This is a genomic window from Mesorhizobium sp. M7A.F.Ca.US.005.03.1.1 (genome assembly GCF_003997975.1).
In the GTDB taxonomy this organism is placed as follows: Bacteria; Pseudomonadota; Alphaproteobacteria; order Rhizobiales; family Rhizobiaceae; genus Mesorhizobium; species Mesorhizobium ciceri.
The window spans coordinates 1-21,295 of record NZ_RZRO01000112.1; the positions used below are offsets into that span (position 1 = coordinate 1).

At 63.8% G+C, this 21,295-nt stretch carries 20 protein-coding genes and 2 pseudogenes; 12 read left to right on the forward strand and 10 right to left on the reverse strand.

Translation table 11 applies throughout. The annotated features are described in order from the left end of the window. Both cobU and cobO read left to right on the forward strand, forming a co-directional pair. Positions 1-437, forward strand: a 437-nt coding sequence (gene cobU / locus EN990_RS30255; protein ID WP_127388484.1) for a bifunctional adenosylcobinamide kinase/adenosylcobinamide-phosphate guanylyltransferase, incomplete at its 5' end; no start/stop codon positions are given. Position 438: 1 nt separating this feature from the next. After that, positions 439-1,053, forward strand: a complete 615-nt coding sequence (gene cobO / locus EN990_RS30260) for a cob(I)yrinic acid a,c-diamide adenosyltransferase (RefSeq protein WP_063172410.1) — start codon at positions 439-441, stop codon at positions 1,051-1,053. Between the two features lie 36 nt (positions 1,054-1,089). Here cobO and cbiB read toward each other — a convergent pair whose 3' ends face one another. Beyond that, on the reverse strand, positions 1,090-2,061 hold the full coding sequence (cbiB, locus tag EN990_RS30265) for an adenosylcobinamide-phosphate synthase CbiB (protein ID WP_063172409.1): 972 nt from the start codon (positions 2,059-2,061) through the stop codon (positions 1,090-1,092). Between cbiB and cobD the strand changes: the two genes are divergently transcribed. Together cobD and EN990_RS30275 are read left to right on the forward strand one after the other, a co-directional pair. Then, the gene (gene cobD / locus EN990_RS30270; RefSeq protein ID WP_127368367.1) at positions 2,060-3,109 is read left to right on the forward strand and encodes a threonine-phosphate decarboxylase CobD; all 1,050 of its coding nucleotides are present in this window, start codon (positions 2,060-2,062) and stop codon (positions 3,107-3,109) included. The genes cbiB and cobD overlap by 2 nt on opposite strands. After that, the gene (locus EN990_RS30275; protein WP_063168226.1) at positions 3,106-3,615 is read left to right on the forward strand and encodes a tyrosine phosphatase family protein; all 510 of its coding nucleotides are present in this window, start codon (positions 3,106-3,108) and stop codon (positions 3,613-3,615) included. Before cobD ends, EN990_RS30275 begins: the two co-directional genes overlap by 4 nt. A gap of 103 nt (positions 3,616-3,718) precedes the next feature. Here the strand turns inward: EN990_RS30275 and EN990_RS30280 are convergent, their stop codons facing one another. After that, positions 3,719-4,522: a creatininase family protein gene (locus EN990_RS30280; protein WP_127388485.1), complete on the reverse strand. Its 804-nt coding sequence runs from the start codon at positions 4,520-4,522 to the stop codon at positions 3,719-3,721. A gap of 54 nt (positions 4,523-4,576) precedes the next feature. Next, the gene (locus tag EN990_RS30285) at positions 4,577-4,960 is read right to left on the reverse strand and encodes a RidA family protein (protein WP_024501344.1); all 384 of its coding nucleotides are present in this window, start codon (positions 4,958-4,960) and stop codon (positions 4,577-4,579) included. Between the two features lie 264 nt (positions 4,961-5,224). Between EN990_RS30285 and EN990_RS30290 the strand changes: the two genes are divergently transcribed. The 3 genes from EN990_RS30290 to EN990_RS30300 are packed head-to-tail and all read left to right on the forward strand — an operon-like array spanning position 5,225 to position 7,906. Continuing rightward, entirely contained in the window at positions 5,225-6,229 is a 1,005-nt protein-coding gene (locus EN990_RS30290) for an ABC transporter substrate-binding protein (RefSeq protein WP_013531126.1), read from the forward strand. 11 nt (positions 6,230-6,240) lie between these two features. Continuing rightward, entirely contained in the window at positions 6,241-7,068 is an 828-nt protein-coding gene (locus EN990_RS30295; protein ID WP_064993741.1) for an ABC transporter ATP-binding protein, read from the forward strand. Further along, positions 7,055-7,906 (forward strand): ABC transporter permease, encoded by an 852-nt coding sequence (locus tag EN990_RS30300; protein WP_013531128.1) that lies wholly within the window; start codon positions 7,055-7,057, stop codon positions 7,904-7,906. The genes EN990_RS30295 and EN990_RS30300 overlap by 14 nt, the downstream gene beginning before the upstream one ends. A 34-nt stretch (positions 7,907-7,940) precedes the next feature. On the opposite strand, the pseudogene EN990_RS36360 reads toward EN990_RS30300, so the two are convergent. Then, positions 7,941-8,101: pseudogene (locus EN990_RS36360) on the reverse strand (precorrin-3B synthase); the annotation flags it as partial. Between EN990_RS36360 and EN990_RS30310 the strand changes: the two are divergent. From EN990_RS30310 to EN990_RS30325, 4 genes are read left to right on the forward strand one after another with little or no spacing between them, the layout of a single operon-like run. Beyond that, positions 8,102-9,394, forward strand: coding sequence for a cytosine deaminase (locus tag EN990_RS30310; RefSeq protein WP_127369197.1), 1,293 nt, complete (start codon positions 8,102-8,104; stop codon positions 9,392-9,394). Continuing rightward, positions 9,394-10,797: an FAD-binding oxidoreductase gene (locus EN990_RS30315; protein ID WP_127369199.1), complete on the forward strand. Its 1,404-nt coding sequence runs from the start codon at positions 9,394-9,396 to the stop codon at positions 10,795-10,797. The genes EN990_RS30310 and EN990_RS30315 overlap by 1 nt, the downstream gene beginning before the upstream one ends. Continuing rightward, positions 10,797-11,378, forward strand: a complete 582-nt coding sequence (locus tag EN990_RS30320; protein ID WP_164753555.1) for an NAD(P)H-dependent oxidoreductase — start codon at positions 10,797-10,799, stop codon at positions 11,376-11,378. The genes EN990_RS30315 and EN990_RS30320 overlap by 1 nt, the downstream gene beginning before the upstream one ends. Beyond that, entirely contained in the window at positions 11,378-11,965 is a 588-nt protein-coding gene (locus EN990_RS30325; RefSeq protein ID WP_024501339.1) for an NAD(P)H-dependent oxidoreductase, read from the forward strand. The genes EN990_RS30320 and EN990_RS30325 overlap by 1 nt, the downstream gene beginning before the upstream one ends. Positions 11,966-12,014: 49 nt before the next feature. Here the strand turns inward: EN990_RS30325 and EN990_RS30330 are convergent. The 5 genes and pseudogenes from EN990_RS30330 to EN990_RS30350 all read right to left on the reverse strand — a co-directional run bounded on the left by EN990_RS30330 (position 12,015) and on the right by EN990_RS30350 (position 19,555). Continuing rightward, a pseudogene (locus tag EN990_RS30330) lies at positions 12,015-14,466 on the reverse strand (FAD-dependent oxidoreductase). Beyond that, positions 14,463-15,644 (reverse strand): pyridoxal phosphate-dependent aminotransferase, encoded by a 1,182-nt coding sequence (locus EN990_RS30335; protein WP_063172401.1) that lies wholly within the window; start codon positions 15,642-15,644, stop codon positions 14,463-14,465. Before EN990_RS30335 ends, EN990_RS30330 begins: the two are co-directional and overlap by 4 nt. Further along, the gene (locus EN990_RS30340; protein ID WP_127369714.1) at positions 15,637-16,542 is read right to left on the reverse strand and encodes a homocysteine S-methyltransferase family protein; all 906 of its coding nucleotides are present in this window, start codon (positions 16,540-16,542) and stop codon (positions 15,637-15,639) included. Before EN990_RS30340 ends, EN990_RS30335 begins: the two co-directional genes overlap by 8 nt. Beyond that, on the reverse strand, positions 16,539-18,992 hold the full coding sequence (locus EN990_RS30345; protein WP_064994037.1) for an FAD-dependent oxidoreductase: 2,454 nt from the start codon (positions 18,990-18,992) through the stop codon (positions 16,539-16,541). The genes EN990_RS30340 and EN990_RS30345 overlap by 4 nt, the downstream gene beginning before the upstream one ends. A gap of 20 nt (positions 18,993-19,012) precedes the next feature. Continuing rightward, positions 19,013-19,555 carry an XRE family transcriptional regulator gene (locus EN990_RS30350; protein ID WP_032807957.1) on the reverse strand — a complete coding sequence of 181 codons (543 nt, stop codon included), beginning with the start codon at positions 19,553-19,555 and terminating at the stop codon, positions 19,013-19,015. Between the two features lie 225 nt (positions 19,556-19,780). On the opposite strand from EN990_RS30350, the gene EN990_RS30355 reads away from it, so the two are divergent. After that, positions 19,781-20,485, forward strand: coding sequence for a nitroreductase (locus EN990_RS30355; RefSeq protein WP_063173710.1), 705 nt, complete (start codon positions 19,781-19,783; stop codon positions 20,483-20,485). Between the two features lie 11 nt (positions 20,486-20,496). On the opposite strand, the gene EN990_RS30360 is transcribed toward EN990_RS30355, so the two are convergent. Then, positions 20,497-21,295 (reverse strand): MFS transporter (locus tag EN990_RS30360; protein WP_127388486.1); only part of this gene is annotated, 799 nt, incomplete at its 5' end.

A 21,295-nucleotide genomic window follows, 5' to 3' on the forward strand; every position in this document is an offset into this window, starting at 1 on the left:
ATCATAGGCTTGCGCCCTGGACCTATATCGCCACGGCGCAAGCCTATGATGACGAGATGCGTGAGCGCATCGCGTTGCACCGGTCGCGGCGCGGCGAAGGCTGGACGACCATCGACGCACCGCTCGACCTCGCCGGCGCCCTTGCCGCCTTGCCGGACGATCGGCCGGTGCTTGTCGACTGCCTGACGCTGTGGCTGACCAACCATATGCTGGCCGAACACGATCTGGACCTTGAATGCCGGCGATTGGCGGAGGTGTTGTCGCGGCCGCGCGGACCCTGGTTCGTGGTGTCCAATGAAGTCGGCCAAGGCATCGTGCCGGACAATGCACTGGCGCGCCGCTTTCGCGATGCCGCCGGCCGGCTCAACCAGCAGGTCGCGGCGATTGCCGATACGGTGCTGCTGATGGTGGCGGGGCTGCCGCTCAAGGTGAAATGATATGACCGATATCGACAATAAGGACGAAGAGCGCCACCGCGCCAAGATGGCCAAGCGCAAGGCGGTGCAGGATGCCGAGGTGGCGAGCAAGACGGTCGAGAAGGGATTGCTCATCGTCAACACCGGCCCGGGCAAAGGCAAGACCACGGCCGCCTTCGGGCTGGCGCTGCGGATGCTCGGCTACGGCAAGCGCGTCGGTGTCGTCCAGTTCATCAAGGGCAAGTGGCACACCGGCGAGAAGGACGCCTTCGCCGCCTTCGGCGACCGTGTCGTGTGGCACGCGATGGGCGAGGGGTTCACCTGGGAAACCCAGGATCTGAAGCGCGACATCGCTGCCGCCGAAGCCGCCTGGGCCAAGGTGCTCGAACTGATGGCCGATCCGTCGATCAGCCTGCTGGTGCTCGACGAATTGAACATTGCGCTGCGCTACGACTATCTCGATCTCGACAGAGTGGTTGGCGCGCTAAAAGCGCGGCGCGAGGGCCTGCATGTCGTTGTCACCGGCCGCAACGCCAAGCCGGCGCTGGTCGAGGCCGCAGACCTCGTCACCGAAATGGGCGTGACCAAGCATCATTTTTCCGCCGGCGTGAAAGCGCAGCAGGGGATCGAGTTCTGAGTGTTCCTCAACCTCCCCAGACGGGGGAGGGTGAGGTTAAGTCACAACGATGACAACGACCGAAACCAACCCGAACAGAGCGATCAGCAGATAGTCGGCGACGCGATAGAGTTTCAGCGCCTGCCTGATGTCGAGGCTGTCGGCTTCGCGCCGGCCGCCTTCGCCCATGAAGACGTCGTCGACCAGCACGCCGCCATAGAAGCGCGGCCCGGCGAGCGCCAGGCCGAGCGCACCGGCCATCGCCGCTTCCGGCCAGCCGGCATTGGGCGAGCGATGTTTTTTCGCGTCGCGCCGCACCGCATGCCAGGCTTTTTTCGCATCAGCGCCTTTGACGAAGAATGCCGCCAGCACGATCAGAAGCGCCGTCAGCCGCGACGCCGGCAGGTTGATCCAATCGTCAAAGCGCGCCGCCGCCCAGCCGAACGCCTCGTGGCGCGGGGTGCGGTGGCCGATCATCGAATCGGCGGTGTTGGCGGCCTTGTAGGCGGCGCCGCCGGCCAGGCCGCCGACGCCGGTCCAGAAGGCAGGGGCGACGATGCCGTCGGAAAAATTCTCGGCCAGGCTCTCGATCGCCGCGCGGCAGACACCGGCCCGGTCGAGCGTTTCAGGGTCGCGACCGACGATCCGCGAAACGGCAAGGCGGGCCAAGGCGAGGCCGCCGGTGTCGAGGGCGTCAGCCACCGCCTCGACATGCTCATAGAGGCTCTTCTGCGACAGCAGCGACGTTGCCAGAAGGGCCGTGATGACCAGGCCCATGGGAACGAACCAGAACAGGATCTGTACGCCCAGGCCGACTATCGCCGGCACCAGCACGATGACCAGCAGCGCCTGGACACCGCGCTTGCGACGCAGCGCGTCGGGATCAGTGGCGCGGTTGAGCCTGCGGTCGAGAAAGGATATCAGCCTGCCGAACCACGTCACCGGATGGCCGATGGCGCGAAACAGCCAGTCGGGGTAACCGAGGGCGAATTCGACGACCAATGACAGGAAAGCGATCAGGACTGACATGAAGCTTCTTAATGGGGCGGTTGTGGACCATGGTGGAAGTCTTGGCCGCGCGAGGGTGCTTTTCCCCAACGCCCTGCTGCCTTTCGTCGACCTCTCGACCGGTATCAATCCGCACTCCTACCCGCTTTTCGACCTGCCCGCCACCTCGCTGTCGCGGTTGCCGGAAGCCGCGCGCACACGCGACCTGACAGAGATCGCGGCCAGTACTTACGGCGCGCCGTCGCCAGCCAACGTCGTGGCGGCGCCGGGCACACAGATCCTGTTGCCGCGCGTTGCGTCGCTCATTTCGCCCGGCAAGGCGTTGGTGCTGGGTCCGACCTACGCCGAACATGCCCGCGCTGCCGCGATCGCCGGGCACCAGGCGGCGGAGGTCGATAATTTCGAAGCGTTGGCTGACGCCGACCTCGTCATCATCGTCAATCCGAACAATCCGGATGGACGTGTCATAGAGCGCGACCGGTTGCTGGCTCTGGCCGCCGGATTGCGCGCCAAGGGCGGACTGCTGGTCGTCGACGAGGCGTTCATGGATGTCGGCCCGCGTCAGCACAGCGTCGCGGGCGATGTCGGTCGGGGCGGCCTCGTCGTGCTGCGCTCGTTCGGCAAGTTCTTTGGCCTGGCCGGGCTGCGGCTCGGCTTTGCACTTTCCGATACTGCGACGGTCGACCGGCTGGATACGCAGTTCGGACCATGGGCCGTCGCCGGCCCGGCGCTGGAATATGGCATCCGCGCGCTTGCCGACATCGGGTGGCAGGACGTGATGCGGGCGTCGTTGGCCGGTGAATCGGCGCGTCTCGATGCGCTTTTCGGCCGCTTCGGCGTTCCTGTTGCGGGCGGAACCACACTGTATCGTTTCCTCAGTCTGACCAATGCCGCCGATTTGTTTGCAGCGCTCGGCGAGCGCGGCATCCTGCTTCGCCATTTTGCCGACCGGCCTGACGTTCTGCGCGCCGGCCTGCCGGGCAGTGAGGAGGAATGGCAGCGGCTCGAATCCGCACTTGCCGAATGGGCGTCGCGGCGCGAGCATCAATCGAAGGGTTCAAAACAATGATCCATGTCTGCTCGCTGGCAAAGATCGAGGAAACGGTGGCCAGGACCGGCGCCGACCGCATGCTTTCGCTGCTCGCCGCCGGAACGGAGGTGGTGCGGCCGGCCTCGATCTCGAGGGAAAACCACCTGCATCTGGTCATGCACGACATCGCGGTGGCGCAGGACGGCATGACCATGCCGGGCGAAGACCATGTCCGCAATTTGCTCGATTTCGCGCGCCGGTGGGACCGGGCAAGGCCGATGCTCGTGCATTGCTATGCCGGCATCAGCCGCTCGACGGCTTCGGCCTATATCATCGCGGCAGCACTGGCGCCGAAGCGTGACGAGGCCGAATTGGCGCGGACGCTGCGGGCGCTGTCGCCTTCGGCAACGCCCAATCCGCGACTGATCGCCGTGGCCGATGCGTTGCTTGAGCGCAACGGCCGCATGGTCGAGGCGATCGAATCGATCGGGCGCGGCGCGGACGCCTTTGAAGGCACGCCCTTTGCGCTGAGGATCGACAGCTAGCTTTGCCCCCATATCGTTGTTCGTCTGATCCGCCTCCTCCATCGCCTCGTTTGTTCAAGAGGATCTGGAATAGCGATGACAGCGCTTGCCACTGGTTTGGAGGCTACGTCAACCACTCCGCAAGCTTCGCCTTGCGCACATCTTGCAGCAGGCTGATGAAGCCGTCGGCCTGATATTCTGCCGTCAGCCGGCCCTTCTCCGCCGTCGCGATGCTGGCGTCGCCGACGACGCCGTTCGGGTTGAGATCGCTGGCGATCCAGGCGAAGGCGTGGGTGCCGGTGTGGCGCAGCAGCGAAAATTCCTTTTCGGCCTTGGCGACATTGGAAACGAAATTGTCTGATTTGCCCATGTCCACGAGGTCCGGCCGGAAATGCAGCATCAGCGAGGTCTCGACATCGCCGCCATGGATGCCGTGACGGTCCTCCAGTTCGGTATACATGCCGGCCGGACGGCCAAAACGCTGCCAGCTGGTCTTCACCGCCAGCATCTTTTCGCGCACGCGCAATTCGCGCGTGACGATGCCCATGATCTCCTCGTTGCCGCCATGCGAATTGACCACGATCAGCTTGCGCACACCGGCGCGCGCGATCGACAGGCCAAGCTCGGTCCAGGCTTCGATCAGCGTGGTTGCCGGCAGAGTGAGGGTACCCAGCGCATGCAGGTGTTCGTTGGACTTGCCCACGGCCTGCACCGGCAGGATGCGGATGTCGAGATCGTCGGGCAGGCGCGAAATGACCGTGTCGAGCATGCCGTTCATGATCGACGTGTCGGTCGAAACAGGCAGATGCGGCCCATGCTGCTCGGTCGCCGCCACTGGCAGCACGGCGATGGTCGCCTCGGGATCGATCGAGGCGTATTCGGTGGTCCGGTAGTCGCCCCACCACACGCGTCTTTTGGGTACGGTCATGTCATGCCTCTTCAATGGTCAGGCAGACCTAGCGCGGGACGGGCGGCCTGTCGATCACCCCGCCGCGATGGCCTCGATTTCGACCTTGAATTCGGGCCGGGCAAAGCCGGAAACAATCATCAATGTCGACGCTGGCGCGGGGCTCGAAAACAGCCGGTCGCGGACGTCCATATAGGGCCGCAGATGCGCGCGGTCGGTGACATAGGCGTTGATGCGCACGATATCCCTGAGACCCAGGCCGGCTTCGCCGAGAATCGCCGCGATGTTTTGAAAGCAGAGTTCGGCCTGCGCTCCGGCGTCTTCGGGAATCAGGTCGTCGGCGGTGATGGCGACCTGGCCCGAGCACAGCACAAGCCGCTTGCCGGCCGGCACCTCGACGCCGTGACTGTAGCGGGCAAAGGGCGGCTTGATGGACTTCGGGGTGAGGAATTTGAACATGGCAATCTCCTGGATGCCGCCACCTAAAGCCGGACTCATTACACCTTCAAGATGGCGGTGCATGTTGCCCGGGCGATTGTGGACAGCCGTTCAAAAAATAGGCACGATGCCTTCCGTACAGCATGACCCGTTCGCGCTTGGCATGGCAACGTCTTTCAAGCGGGCGGTCCCGGCGCCAGACGCCGGTGGCATGTGTCTTGCTTCTTGAATCTTTGGTGTCGAGCCTGGCGCGTGGCGCGCCGGAGCAAACAGAGGGTGGTGTCGATGTACGGAAAACAGAAGATCTCGGTGGCGGTTGTGGCCCTGCTTGCAGCCAGCACGCTGGGTGCGGCTGCGAATGAGAAAGTCACCTTCGGCACCAACTGGTTGGCCGAGCCGGAACATGGCGGATATTACCAGTCCGTGGCGGACGGCACCTACGCCGCCTGCGGCCTCGACGTCACCATCATGCAGGGCGGTCCGCAAGTCAGCGGCCGGCCGATGCTGCTGGCCGGCAAGATCGATTTCTACATGGGCGGCAATCTGCTGTCGGCCTTCGATGCGGTCCAGCAAGGCATACCGATGCGCGTGGTGGCGGCGGATTTCCAGAAGGACCCGCAGGTCATCATGTCCCACCCCGGCGAGGGGCTCGACAAATGGGAGGACCTGAAGAACGCCGACCAGTACATATTGGGCGACGAGGGCGTGCAGACCTTCTTCCAGTGGATGGTCATCGAACTCGGCTTCGACGCCTCCAAACGCGCGCCCTACACCTACAACACCGCTCCCTTCCTCGCCAACAAGAAGTCGATCCAGCAGGGCTACGTCACCTCAGAGCCGTTCGCGGTCCAGAAGGAAGGCGGCTTCGTGCCGAACCAGTTCCTGCTCGCCGACTATGGCTGGGACACTTATTCGACGACGATCGAGGTGATGCAGGACACGATCGACAAGAAGCCGGAGGTGGTCCAGTGCTTCGTCGATGGCTCGGCCAAGGGCTGGTACAAATATCTCTACGGCGACAACAAAGCCGCCAACGACATGATCAAGAAAGACAATCCCGACATGAGCGACGAGCAGATCGCGTTCTCGATCGAGCAGATGAAGAAGTTCGGCCTGGCCGATTCCGGCGACACCGAAAAGCTCGGCATCGGCGCCATGACCGACGCGCGGATCAAGAGTTTCTACGACAAGATGGTCAAGGCCAAGGTCACGCCAGCCGGCATCGACATCAAGAAGGCCTACACGCTGACCTTCATCAACAAAGGCGTCGGGCTCGAGCTGAAGAAATAGGCCGCCCCGGAATGATAAGGGAAAAAGTGGCGCAAGCGCCGGCTGCGTCGGGTGCGGCCCCGACGCTCCTGGCGCTGAAGGGCGTCGGCAAGGTGTTCTCCAACGGCGTGACGGCGCTCAGCGACGTCGACCTGACCATCCGGGAAGGCGATTTCGTCAGCCTGCTCGGGCCGTCGGGTTGCGGCAAGTCGACGGCGCTGCGGCTGATCGCCGGCCTGTCGACGCCAACTTCCGGCGTGCTCGATTGGCGCGGTGGCGGCTCGCTCGACCGCTCGAACATCGGCTTCGTCTTCCAGGAGCCGACGCTGCTGCCCTGGGCCAATGTTTTCGACAATGTCTGGCTGCCGCTTCGGCTGAAAGGCATTTCGCGCGCCAAGGCGACACCGGCGGTAACGGAGATGTTGGCGCGGGTTCACCTGACCGGCTTCGAAAACGCGGTGCCGCGCGAACTGTCAGGCGGCATGAAGATGCGCGTATCCATAGCGCGCGCCATGGTGACCAAACCGCGCGTGCTGCTGATGGACGAACCGTTCGCGGCACTCGACGAGATCACCCGCTTCAAGCTCAACAACGATCTCCTGGAACTGTGGCAGGACGAACGGTTCACCGTCGTCTTCGTCACCCACAGTGTCTTCGAAAGCGTGTTCCTGTCCAACCGCGTCGTCGTCATGGCGGCGCGGCCGGGCAGGGTGTTCGACGAACTCGCCATCGAGGCCTCCTATCCGCGCGACGAGGCGTTTCGCACCTCGCCAGACTATGCGGCACTGTGCCGTCAGGCCTCCGACGTGCTGGTCAAGGCCATCAACTCAACAGCAGGCGCGCATTATGACGGCCATTGACGAGCGGATGCTCCAACTCGATCCCGAGGAAGCACGCCGCGTGCGCCAGGCGCGGTTCGAACGGATCGGCCGCTGGGTGCTGCCGCTGGCGATCATGATCCTGGCGATCTGGCTGTGGGATCGCATCTGCGTGTGGAACGAGATCCCGCAATACATCCTGCCGCGTCCCGGCGTGGTGCTGTGGACGCTCTACAACGATGCCGGCCTGCTGTTTTCCTCGCTGCTGGTCACCTTGCGCATCACCTTTCTCAGCTTGGCTCTGGCGGTCATAGGCGGGGTCGGGCTGGCGGTGCTGTTCGCGCAGTCGAAATGGGTCGAGATGTCGTTCTTCCCCTTCGCCATCGTGCTGCAGGTGACGCCGATCGTGGCGATCTTTCCGCTGATCAACATCTATGTGAACGACCAGACGACCAAGCTTCTGCTGTGCGCCTGGATCGTCGCCTTCTTTCCGATCCTGTCCAACACCACGCTTGGCCTCAACTCCGTCGACCGCAATCTGCGCGATATGTTCAAGCTCAACGGCGCGACGCGCTGGCAGCAATTGCGCTATCTCAGGCTGCCGGCGGCGATGCCCTATTTCCTCGGCGGGTTGAAGATCGCCGGCGGCCTGTCGCTGATCGGCGCCGTGGTGGCCGAGTTCGTTGCCGGTACCACCGGCCAGTCGTCCGGCCTTGCCTCGCGCATCATCGAGGCCGGCTACCGGCTCAACGCGCCGCGGCTGTTCGCGGCGCTGTTCCTGATCTCGCTGACCGGCATTTTGATCTTCCTCGTGCTGTCGCTGATATCGCATCTCATCTTGCGGCGCTGGCATGAAAGCGCGCTGAAGCAGGAGCGCTAGGGTGTGTGACGTGATTGATATGTTGGTGCGAGGCGCCCCCCTCTGTCCTGCCGGACATCTCCCCCTCAAGTGGGGAGATTGGCCGCTGTCACGATCTTCGCCAATCTCCAACATTGAAAAAAATGAGCCGGCACGGACGCTGCCAATCTCCCCCCTTGAGGGGGAGATGCCCGGCAGGGCAGAGGGGGGCAACGCTTGATACCAACCTCCGGCTCTTACCATCTCGCCAATGTTCGCCTTCATCGCTCACTGACGCCAGGCCTTTCCGCGCCCTTCGATGCTGACGGCTTCGGGCTTGCCGACATCGCTGTGGCCGACGGCAAGATTTCCAGCATCACCGCGCATGGCCGATCCGCTGATGCGGTCGACCTGGGCGGCCGTATAATCCTGCCGTGCTTCGTCGACTGCCACACGCATATCGACAAGGGCCATATCTGGCCGCGAAAGCCCAATCCCGACGGCACGTTCATGGGTGCGCTGAATGCCGCCGGTGCCGATCGTGTGGCACGCTGGAGCGCCGAGGATTTGGCGCGGCGGATGGATTTCTCGCTGCGCTGCGCCTACGCCCATGGCACAAGGGCGCTGCGCACCCACATCGACAGCGTCGCGCCGCAGGAGGAAATCTCCTGGCCGGCGTTCGAGGCGATGCGCGAGGAATGGCGCGGCCGCATCGAGTTGCAGGGCGCCTGCCTGCTCGGCATCGAAGGCGTGCGCGACAAAAAGTGGTTCGACAGGCTGGCAAAGAGGGTTGCCGCGGCAAAGGGCGTGCTCGGTGTCGTCACCTATATGGCGCCGGACCTCGAAGAGCTGCTCGACCACGTCTTCGCGCAGGCCATCAAGCATGGCCTCGATCTCGATTTCCATGCCGACGAGACCAACGACATTTCCGCCATATCGCTGAAGAAGATCGCCGAGGCCGCTCTGTGGAACGGTTTCGAAGGAAAGATCCTCGTCGGCCATTGCTGCTCGCTGGCGCGCCAGCCGGATCTCGACGTGCTCGACACGCTGGACAAGGTGGCGAAAGCGGGGCTCGCCGTCGTCTCGCTGCCGATGTGCAATCTCTATCTGCAGGACCGGCGCGCCGACGGCACCACGCCACGCTGGCGTGGCGTGACGCTGCTGCACGAGATGAAGGCGAGGGGCATTCCGGTGGCGGTTGCTTCCGACAACACGCGTGATCCCTTCTATGCCTATGGCGATCTCGACATGCTGGAGGTCTACCGCATGGCGACGCGCATCCTGCATTTCGATCATCCGGTCGCCGACTGGCCGCAAGCGGTCACCGCGACGCCGGCCAAGGTGATGCGGTTTGATGGCTTCGGCACGCTGGCTGCCGGCGGTGATGCCGATTTCATCGTGTTCAAAGGCCGAAGCTGGACGGAATTGCTGTCGCGGCCCGAATCGGATCGCATCGTGGTGCGCGGCGGCAAGGCGATCGACCGCCAATTGCCAGATTATGCCGAACTCGACGAACTGATGGTGGAATGATGGATGTTTCGGCGCTCAAACGCGATCTCGAAGGCCTGAAGGTCGACGACAATCCGGCCATCGTCCAGCAGAAGAGCCGTGACTTCTACTGGTACAGCCCGGTGCTGAAGCAGCAGCTCGACCATGTCACCGGCGACCTGATCGTGACGCCGAAGAACGAGGCCGAACTGATCCGCGTGCTTGCCGCCTGTCATCGTCATGGCGTGCCGGTGACGCCGCGCGGCAGCGGCACCGGTAATTACGGCCAGGCGATGCCGCTCTCCGGCGGCGTCGTGCTCAACCTTGCCGAGATGAACGAGATCAAGTCAATCGCTCCGGGTCGCGTCGTGACCGGGCCGGGGGCGATCCTGGCCGATATCGACAAGGCAACGCGGGCGCATTCCGGGCAGGAACTGCGGCTATCGCCCTCCACCTACAACACAGCCTCGATTGGCGGCTTCATCGCCGGCGGTTCGGGCGGCGTCGGCTCGATCAATTTCGGCGGGTTGCGCGATTTCGGCAATGTGCTTCGGCTGCGCGTGGTGACCATGGAGGCCGAGCCGAAAGCGCTCGAGCTCACCGGCGCGGATCTGCACAAGGTGACCCATGCCTACGGCACCAACGGCATCATATCGGAAGTCGAGATGCCGCTGACCGCGGCTTATGACTGGATCGACGTCATTGTCGGCTTCGACGCTTTCATGGATGCGGCCCGCTATGGCAATGCGCTGGCGTGTCAGGATGGCATCCTGACCAAGCTGATCACGCCGATAGCGGCACCCGTGCCGCAGCTCTATTTCAAGCGGCACCAGAAATTCCTGAGCGACGGGCAGAGCATTTGCCTCGTCATGGTGGCGCAGCATGGGCTGGACGCTTTTCTTGCCTTCACCCGGCGTGCCGGCGGCGAGGTGATCTACAATGCGGCCACGGCGACGCCGGATGAGAAAAAAGGCCTGCCGCCGGCCTATGAATTGGCTTGGAACCACACCACGCTGAGGGCGCTGCGCGTCGACCCTTCGATCACCTATCTGCAGTCGCTCTATCCCTTTCCCAACCAGCTGGCGCTTGTCGAGAAGATGGATGCGATGTTTCCGGGCGAGGTTTTCTCGCATCTGGAATTCGTGCGGCTGGACGGCAACATTACCTGCTTCGGCCTGCCGCTGGTCAAGTTCACGACCGAGGCGCGGCTCGACGAGATCGTGCGCCTGCATGAAGCGAACGGTTGCCCGATCTTCAACCCGCATCGCTACACGCTGGAAGAGGGCGGCATGAAGCAGACCGACGCGGTGCAACTCGCCTTCAAGCGCGAGACCGATCCGCAAGGGCTCCTCAACCCCGGCAAGATGATCGCCTGGGAAAACCCGGACTACGACTACCGTTCCGGGCGGACTTTTTTGTTCAAGGGGCTGCAGAAGGTAGGATGATGAACATCCTCGTCCTCTACGCCCATCCGGTCGAGACCAGCTTCAATGCCGGCCTGCACCGGATGATCGTCGAGCGCCTGACGGCGGCGGGCCATACGGTCGACGACTGCGATCTCTATGCCGAGGGTTTCGATCCGCGACTGACGCGCCAGGAGCGGCTGGACTACCACAACCCACGGGGCCCCGCCGACGCTGTCGCGCCTTATGTCGAGCGCCTGCTGCGCGCCGATGCGCTGGTGCTTTCCTATCCCGTCTGGAATTATGGCTTTCCAGCGATCCTGAAAGGCTTTTTCGATCGCGTGTTCTTGCCCGGCGTGTCGTTCAAATTGGTCGACGGCAAGGCGCAGCCGTCGCTGCACAACATTCGCAAGGTTGCGGCGGTGACCACCTACGGCGGCAGCCGGTTCCGCGCCCTGCTGATGGGCGATCCGCCGCGCAGGCTGATCAAGCGGATGCTGCGCGCCACCGTCAAACCGGGCGCGCCGGTGACCTACCTCGCGCACTACGCGATGAACCTGTCTACCGACGGCACGCGCAAGGCTTTCACGACCAAGGTCGCGGCCCGCATGGATGAGTTCTGATGCGCGCCTTGGTGGTCTACTGCCATCCGGTACCCGAGAGCTTTTGCGCCGCCATCCGCGACACTGCCATCGACGTGCTGATGCGACGAGGCTGGGAGGTGCGGCTGCTCGACCTCTATGCGGAGAAATTCGACCCGGTGATGGGCTGCGACGAGCGGCGCTCCTACAATGACCAGGCGCCGCAGGACCCGGCACTGAAGCCGCATTTCGAACTGCTCAACTGGGCCGAAGCGATCCTGTTCGTCTATCCGACCTGGTGGTACGGACTGCCGGCGATGCTGAAGGGCTGGCTCGACCGGGTGTGGGCGACGGACGTCGCCTTCAAGCTGCCGGCCGGCAAGGGACGGATCAAGTCGCTGATGACGCATGTAACCAAGGTCGGCGTCATCACCACCTGCGGCGCGCCGACCTGGTGGAGCGTCGTCGTCGGCCAGCCGGGACGCAAGACCCTGCTGCGCGGCATGCGGGCGCTGTGCGCGACGCGCTGCCGGACGTTTTTCCTGGCGCACTATTTGATGGATGCCTCGACGCCGGCGACAAGGGCGGCGTTTCTGGCGAAGGTGCGAGGGAAGCTGGAAAGGTTTTGAGAGGGCGACTTTCCCTTCCTTCCCCCACAAAGGGGGAGGCGAGAAGGCACTACATCCTCGTCCGCTCCGATTTCGGATCGTACATCGGCTTCAGCGAGGCTTCCGCCGCAAAACGCTCGCCGGCGATTTCGATCTCATAGGACGACGCCAGCACATCCGCCTCGCTCTCGCCCTCGCAAGGCACATAGCCCAGCCCGACGGCGCCGCCGAGGTGATGGCCGTAATTGCCAGACGTTATCGGACCAACGATCTTACCGTCGCGCAGGATCGCCTCGTTGTGGAAGAGCAGGGGTTCCGGATCCTTCAGCCGGAACTGTACGAGCCGGCGTGACAGGCCGGCTTCCTTCTTGCGCAGCACCGCGTCACGGCCGATGAAGTCGCCCTTGGCGGTCTTCACCGCGAAGCCGAGGCCGGCTTCCAGCACATTGTCCTCATCGGTGATGTCATGGCCGAAATGCCGGAACGCTTTCTCGATGCGGCAGGAATCCAGCGTGTGCAGGCCGCAGAGTTTCAGGCCGACATCCACACCTGCCTCCTCGACCACCTCGAAGACATGGGCCGCCTGGTCGGTCGAGACATAGAGCTCCCAGCCGAGTTCGCCGACATAGGTGACGCGGTAGGCGCGAGCCAGGCCCATGCCGATTTCGATCTCCTGGAACGTGCCGAACGGATTTTTCTCATTGGAGAAATCGTTCGGGCTGACCTTCTGGATCAGCTTTCTCGCGTCCGGGCCCATCAGGCAGAGCACGCTTTCGGCCGCCGTTACGTCGGTGACGACGACGAACTCGTCGGCGACGTGCTTGCGCAGCCAAGCCAGATCGCGCTGCAGCGTGGCGCCTGGGACGACGAGGAAGAACGCCGTCTCGGACAACCGCGAGACCGTCAGGTCACTCTCGATGCCGCCGCGCTGGTTGAGCATCTGGGTGTAGACGATCTTGCCCGGCGCGACATCCATGTCGTTGGCGCATAGTCTTTGCAGGAAAGCACAGGCGTCGCGGCCCTCGACACGGATCTTGCCGAACGAGGTCATGTCGAACAGGCCGACGCCATTCCTGACCGCAAGGTGTTCCTCGCGCTGGTTGTCGAACCAGTTCTGGCGCTTCCAGGAATAGCGGTATTCGCGCTCCTGGCCCTCGCGGGCGAACCAGTTGGCGCGCTCCCAGCCGGCGACTTCGCCGAAGACAGCGCCGCGCGCCTTCAGATGCTCGTGCAGCGGCGAGCGCCTGACATTGCGCGACGTCGCCATCTGACGATAGGGGAAATGATCGGCATAGAGCAGGCCAAGCGTTTCAGAGACGCGCTCCTTCAAATAGCGGCGGTTCTTCTGGAACGGCTGGGCACGGCGGATGTCTACTTCCCACAGGTCGAAGGGGGCTTCGCCATCATTGATCCACTGCGCCAGCGCCATGCCGGCGCCACCGGAGGAGACGATGCCGATCGAATTGTAGCCGGTCGCCATCCAGTAGCCGGACAGTTCCGGCGGCCTCGCCGAGATAGTAGCGGTCGTCGGGCGTAAAACTCTCGGGACCATTGAAGAAGGTGTGGATGCCGGCGGTCGCCAGCATCGGCATGCGGTTGACGCCCATTTCGAGGATCGGCTCGAAATGCTCCATATCCTCCGGCAGTTGGTCGAAGCAGAAATCTTCACGGATGCCGTCCATGCCCCAGGGCTTTGCCACCGGCTCGAAAGCGCCCAGCATCATCTTGCCGGCGTCCTCCTTGTAGTAGGCACACTCGTCGGGCACACGCAGCACCGGCAGGCGGGTGAGGCCGGGGATCGGCTCGGTGACGAGGTAAAAATGCTCGCAGGCGTGCAGCGGGATGGTGACGCCGTTCTGCGCTCCCAGTTCGCGCGCCCACATGCCGGCGCAGTTGACGACGATGTCGGCCTCGATGGTGCCTTGCTCTTCGCCTTGTGTCCAGGACACGCCCGTGACGCGGCCGGCCTTGCTGTGGACCTTGGTGACCTTGACGTTCTCGACGATGGTCGCACCGCGCTGGCGCGCGCCCTTGGCCAGTGCCATGGCGATGTTGGCGGGGTCGCACTGGCCGTCGAGCGGCAGATGCACGGCGCCGACGACATCGGAAACATTGAGATGCGGGTACATCTCGCTGACTTCCCTGGGCGAAATCTCGCGCACGTCGACATCGAAGGCACGCGCCAGCGACGCTTGCCTGTAGATCTCGTGCTTGCGCTCCTCGGTCAGCGCCACGGTGATCGAACCGACCTGGCGCATGCCGGTGCCGACTTCGGTCTCTGCTTCCAGCTTGACGTAGAGGTCGGCGGAATATTTCGCCAGCCGCGTCATGTTCTGCGAACCGCGCAGCTGGCCGATCAGGCCGGCAGCATGCCATGTCGTGCCCGACGTCAGCCGCTTGCGTTCGAGAAGCACGATGTCGGTCCAGCCAAGCTTGGCCAGGTGATAGGCGACCGAACAGCCGGAAACGCCGCCGCCGATGATGACCGCTCTTGCTTTGGCGGGAACTGCCTTGGCGATCATGCTGCCTCGCGACGGTAGCTGGAAGCAAAGCGGCGCAGACGAAGTGCAGCTTCCTGCAGCACGGGTTCGGGCTGGCAGAGGCTGATGCGAATGTGGCCGGCGGCCGCCTCGCCGAAGCTGGAGCCGGGCATCACGCCAACCTTTTCCTTGTCGAGCAGGGCCCAGGCGAATTTCTCGTCGTCCGGCTCGACGGCCGAGATGTCGAGCATGACATACATGCCGCCCTCCGAACCGCGCACGGTGACATCGTTCATGCCCCGCACGGCGTCGAGCAAGACGGTGCGGCGTGCCGCGTAGCGTTCGGCGATCTCCTTGACGCCGTAACGGTTCTCCAGCGCCTCGGAACAAGCGATCGAGATGAAGGCCGGCAGGCCGTAGGTCGTCACCAGATTGAGATTGATCATGAGCGTGATCATCTGCTCCGGTCCCGTCAGCCAGCCCATGCGCCAGCCGGTCATGCCGTGGCTCTTGGACATCGAATTGATGACCAGCGTGCGCTCGGCCATTCCTGGCAGCGAGCGCGGCGAGACGTGCTCGCCGCCGCCGAGCGTCCAGTAGACTTCGTCCGACAGCAGCCAGAGGTCGTGCTCCCGGCAGACTTCTGCCAATTGTTCCAGCCGCTCGCGCGAATAGACCGCACCGGTCGGATTGTTCGGCGTGTTGATCAGGATGGCGCGCGTGTTCGGCCGGATTGCCGCGCGGATCATGTCGGCTCGCGGCTGGAAGCCATCCTCGGCCGGTGTCTCGACGACGGTGAAATCAGCGCCAGCGGCGCTGAACGTGTTGGGATAGGTGGCATAATAGGGCGCCACGACGATGGCGTGATCGCCCTGGTCGAGCACGCCCTGCACGGCCGCGTAGAGTGCGGCCTGGCCGCCCGGCGTGGCGATCACCTGATCCGGCGATGTCTCGACGCCGGTGCAGGCGCTCGAGGCCGCGGCCATCGCCTTGCGCAGGCGCGGCAAGCCGGGAAGCGGGGTGTAGTGATGATTGCTGCCGCGAACCGCGGTCACACAGGCTTCGATGGTCTGCGAAGGCGTGTCGAAATCATGGTCGCCAACCGACAGCATGATGATGTCTTCGCCGGCCTCCTTGCGCGTCCAGGCGGCGAAATGGACTTCCCAGCCGTCCTTGCCCGAAGGCACGATGCCGGAAATGCGCGATGATGGTCTAGGCATGCAAAACTCCCGAAATTTCGTAGCCGGCCTGTTCGAGCCGGTCGCGCAGGGCGGCGATGTGCGGTGGTCCGACTTCGCAGCAGCCGCCAACGATGCTTGCGCCAGCCTCCACCCAGCCGATCGCCTGGTCGGCATAGGCATCCGGGCCAAGGTCGTGACGAGCGTGCAGTACATCGACGGTGCCGCCGTGCTTAAGTGCTTCGGTTGACGTGAAGCCATTGGCATATGCGCCGACCGGGCCGCCGAGGCCGATCAGTTCAGGCAAAGCCGCGGCGATTGCTTCCGGCCGGCAGCAATTGACCAGCCGCGCGGCGACTGCCAGGCCGTCGAGCGCGCTTGCCCCAGTGGCTATTGCTTCGCCGCTGCGCAGGCGCGGCTTGCCGTGGTCAGCCAGCGTCCACGATACCCATACCGGCTTGCCGCTTTCCGATGCAGCGGTGACCGCTGCGCGGGCTTCGTCCGCCGACGCCATGGTTTCACACAGGAACAGGTCGACGCCATCGGCCTGCTCGGCAACGATGCGGCGGTAAATATCGAGCGTCTCCTCGAAGGAAATGGTCAGTGCCGGTGCATAGCTGCCGAAAAGCGGCGACAGGCAACCGGCGATGGCTGCATCGCCGGCCTCGTCGCGGGCCTGCCTGGCCAATTCGATGCCGCGCTTCTGCAATGGCTTGAATAGGTCTTCCGCACCTTCGCGCGCCAGGCGTTCGGGTGTCGCAGAATAGGTGTTGATGGTGATGACACGTGCGCCGGCACGGATGAATTCCGCGTGCAGGTCGCGCACCAGATCCGGTTCGTCGATCAGCACCCTGGCCGACCATAGCGGCGTCGGCTCGGATTGGCTGCGGCGGACCAGTTCCTGGCCCATGCCGCCATCGGTGAGGATGATTTTCTTCATGCGCGCAGCCTTTCGTTCTTCGGATCCCACAGCGGTTCATCCTTCTGCACGATTGCCTGAAAGCGGTCACCGAAGATTTCGACCTCGACTGATGTACCTGGTTCGGCCAGGTCGGCGCGCAGCATGCCGAGCGCGATCGACTTGTCGATGCGATGGCCCCAGCCGCCCGACGTCGTCTCGCCGACGATCTTGCCGTCATGCCAGAGTGTAGAAACTGACGGAGCGTCGCAATCGCCGGGGTTTTCCACCACCAGCGTAACGAAGCGCTTCTTCACGCCTTGCTGCTTTTCGTTCAGCAGTGCCGCCTTGCCACGGAAGTCGGGCTTGTCCCATTTGACGAAGCGTTCGAGCCCGCCCTGCAGGATCGAATAGTCGGTCGACAGGTCGCCCTTCCAGGTGCGGTAGCCTTTCTCAAGCCGGAGCGAATCCAGCGCGTACATGCCGAAAGGCTTCAGCCCGTGCTGCTGGCCTGCGGCGCAAACGGCATCGAAGATGGCGGCGGTGTCGTCGATCCTGGTGTGGATTTCCCAGCCGAGTTCGCCGGCGAAGGAGACGCGCACGAGTTTGGCCCAGCGGCCGGCGATCTTCGTCTCCTGATGCGTCAGCCATGGCAGAGTGAGGTCGGCTTCGCAGACATCGGCGAGGATTTTTCGCGAGTTCGGGCCTGCCAGGATCTGGGTCGAGAATTCCTCGGTCCGGTCGATCAGCTTGAACGGTGCGTCCTTGGGCATGCGCGACTTCAGCCATTCGAAATCATGCCACTGCGCGACCGCCGCGGTGATCAGCGTCATCAGGTTCTCGTCGTGACGCACGACGGACATTTCGGTGACGATGCGGCCCTTGTCGTCGGCGAAATAGACGAGACCGATGCGGCCTGGCTTCGGCACCAGTCCGGTGACCTGCAGGCTCAGCCATTCGGCGGCACCGGGACCATCGAGATTGAAGCGCGAGAACCCAGGCAGGTCCAAAATGCCGGCAGCGTCACGCACGGCCAGGCATTCCTCGCGCACACGATGCTGCCATGGCCCGTCGCGGCGGAAGGTCAGCGTGGCTTCCTCGGAAATGTCATCGCCGTCCTGCGCGTACCAGGTGGCGCGCTCCCAGCCATTATAGGCATCGAAGCGGCCACCGAGCGCCTTGATGCGATCGTGGATCGGCGACAGCTTGCGGTCGCGGCCTTCCGGCCAGGCATGGCGCGGGAACTGGATGGCGTATTCGTTGCCGTAGATCTCCATGCCCTTGGCGACGCAATAGTCCGGCGCCGCGGCATAGGAAGTGAAGCGGCGCGGGTCGCACGACCACATGTCCCATTCGGTCCGGCCCTCGGTCACCCATTCGGCCAGCACCTTGCCGGCGCCGCCACCCTGGGCGATGCCGAAGGTGAAGACGCAGGCCTCGAAGGCATTGGGAACGCCAGGCATCGGACCGATCAGCGGATTGCCGTCCGGCGTGTAGGGGATCGGCCCGTTGATCACCTTGGACAGGCCGGCCGTGCCAAGGATCGGCACGCGGGCGACGGCGTCGGCCAGATAATGTTCCAGCCGGTCGAGATCGTCGGGGAACAGCTGGAAGGAAAAGTCCTCCGGCATCGGGTCATTGTGGGTGGCCCAATGCGCGCGGCAATTGCGCTCATAGGGGCCGAGATTCATGCCGTTCTTCTCCTGGCGCAGATAGTAGGAGGTGTCGACGTCGCGCAGCAGCGGCAGCTTCTTGCCTTGTTCCTTCGACCATGCCGCGAGTTCGGGGATCTCCTCGAACAGGATGTACTGATGGCTCATCACCATCATCGGCACGTCGCGGCCGAACATCCGGCCGACTTCGGCGGCGCGGTAGCCGGCGGCATTGACGACGATCTCGCAGCGGATCTCGCCCTGTGCCGTCTCGACCACCCACTCGTCGTTCTCGCGGCGCACGCCTGTGACCGGGCAGAAGCGGATGATCTTCGCGCCCATGTCGCGCGCACCCTTGGCCAGCGCCTGGGTGAGTTGCGCCGGATCGATGTCGCCGTCGCTCGGGTCGTAGAGCGCGCCTTTCAGCTCATGCGTCTCGATGAAGGGATAGCGACGCTGGATCTCGTCGACACCGACAATGTCTATGTCCATACCCTGGTAGAGGCCCATGCCCTTGGCGCGCTGGAATTCCTGCATGCGCTCGAGCGAGTGGGCAAGGCGAAGCGAGCCGGTGACGTGATAGTTCATGGGGTAGTCGACCGCGTCGGCCAGCCCGCGATAAAGCTCGGTCGAATAGCGCTGCATGTTCATCAGCGACCAGGACGAGGAGAAGGTCGGCACGTTGCCGGCGGCATGCCAGGTCGAGCCGGAGGTCAGCTCGTTCTTTTCAAGCAGCACGCAGTCGGTCCAGCCCGCCTTGGCGAGATGATAGAGCGCGGAGGTGCCGACGGCGCCGCCTCCGATGATCACCACGCGCGCCGTGCTCGGCAAACCCGCCATGTTCTTCTCCAAACTTGAACTCAATAGACGGGTGGTGAAACCACCCAGATGACAATTGCCGGCTCGGCACCCGGATTGCGCCAGCGGTAGGGCTTGCCTTCGAAGCGAAAGGAGTCGCCCTCGCCAAGCCGATGCCAGACACCTCCGATCTCGATGTCGAACAGTCCGGACGCGACGTATCCGGCTTCCTCGGTCGGACGCTGCGCCTCGGCCTTCAGTTCCGCGCCCGGCGCGAAGACCGAACGCACCATCTCGAAGCTACCGCCGAGATCGGGCGACAGAAGCTCCTCCACCAGGCCGGATTCGCTTGTGCCAAGCGTGCGGCGCCTGCCGGCGCGCACGACCACGCCGCGCTCGCTTTCGACAGGTACGTCATGGCTGAAGAACAGGCTGATCGGCACGCCGAACAGTTCGGCGAAGGCCCTGAGGTCACCGAGCGACGGCGTCGACAGGCCACGTTCGACCTGGCTGACCCAGCCGACCGAACGGCCTAGCTTCAGGCCGATCTCGGCGAGCGTCAGCCCGCGCGCCTTGCGCAGGGCCCTGATGTCGCCAGCCAGCACGCGTTCGTCAGGTCCCTGCAATGTTCTTGCGGTAGTCGAAGGCAAAACGCTCTCTTTATGAAAAATCACCGGCAAATTTCATGAGAAATCAAGCTCATGAAAAAATCAAGCAGATTTTCACGGATGCACAAGATTTGCTTGCGCGATTTTGACGGTTCATGCAAAGGCTCCGCCGAGAGCGGCGAGTGGGGACGTCCGATCGAGACAAAGGGTAAGGGACGGCCCATGCTGGAAAATAACCCCCGAATCGAGGGCGATGCCGAGATTGTCGACGAGGCGATCCTGTCGCGCCGTTCGGTGCGCGCATTCCTGCCCAACATGGTCGAAGACGACATCATCCGCGCCATTCTGGCGGTTGCGGCGCGCGCCCCATCCGGCACCAACATGCAGCCATGGAAGGTCTATGTCACCAAGGGCGAGAGCAAGCAGCGGATATCGGACGCCATTCTCAATTCCGGCATTCGCGCCGAAAAAGCCGATTGGGACGAGTACCGGTATTATCCCACGCAGTTCTTCGAGCCGTATCTGACCCGCCGCCGCGCCAACGGTTTCGGCCTCTATGGCGCGCTCGGCATCGGTCGCCGCGAGGTCGACAAGATGCGCGCCCAGCACGACCGCAACTTCGTCTTCTTCGACGCGCCGGTCGGCATGATCTTCACCATCGATCGCCGCCTCAACCAGGGCTCATGGATCGACTACGGCATGTTCCTGCAGAACATCATGGTGGCGGCGCGGGGCAGGGGTTTGCATACCTGCCCGCAAGCGGCGTTCGCGCCCTATCACCGGCAGATCAGGCCGGTGCTCGACATTCCGGACGAGGAGATCGTCGTCTGCGGCATGGCGCTTGGTTATGAAGATACGTCAAAACCTGAAAACGCCTTCCGCACCGACCGCGTGCCGCTGCAAGAGTGGGTGACGTTCAGCGAATAAGCCAGCCAGCCTCATTCCGTGTTCATCTGTGCGCCGTGGCCGCTGACATGGGCGCCGTCCTGGGGCGTCAGCTTGAGATAGGCGAGCAGCGCGCAGAGCGTGATGACGCCCTCGATCACGAACAGGATGCGGAAATCGTCGGCGACGGCGGGGCCGCCGCCCGCCAGAAACGACAATGCCGCGGCGGCCAGGCCGACGCTGATCGCCACCGCCAGCTGCCATAATATGTAATAGAGCGCGCTGAAACGGGCGAGCTGCTCGGGCGCGATGTCGGAATAGGCGAGGTTGCCGGTCGAGGCCCATTGCGCGGAGCGGAAGACGCCGAAGACGAAGATGTAAGTGAGCACGATCCACACCGGCGTCGTCGCCTGCATCAGCGCGAAGCCGGCAACCAGGGCGGCGACGATGGGCGTGTTGTAGACCAGCACGCGGCGAAAGCCGAAACGGTTGAGGACACGCGGCATGAAGAACCGCATGGCCACCGAGCCGACCGCGGCGACGAAGGTCAGCGATCCCGCCTGCACCGCGCTCATCCCGAAGCCGAGCTGGAACATCAGCGGCAGCAGGAAGACGACCGAGCTAAGGCCGATCGTGTCCAGCCCGCCGCCGGTGAGGAACGAAATGCGGAAGGTACGGATGCGCAACAGCTTGAGATCGAGCAGCGGATTGCGCACGCGCAGGCAGTAGACCGAGGCGATGGTCAGGATGACGAGCGCCAGCGCCAGCTCGCCGGCGATGATGCCGCCCGCGGCGTCCTTGGCGGCAAGCGAATCCATGCCGAAGACCAGCAGGACCATGCCGCTGCCGACC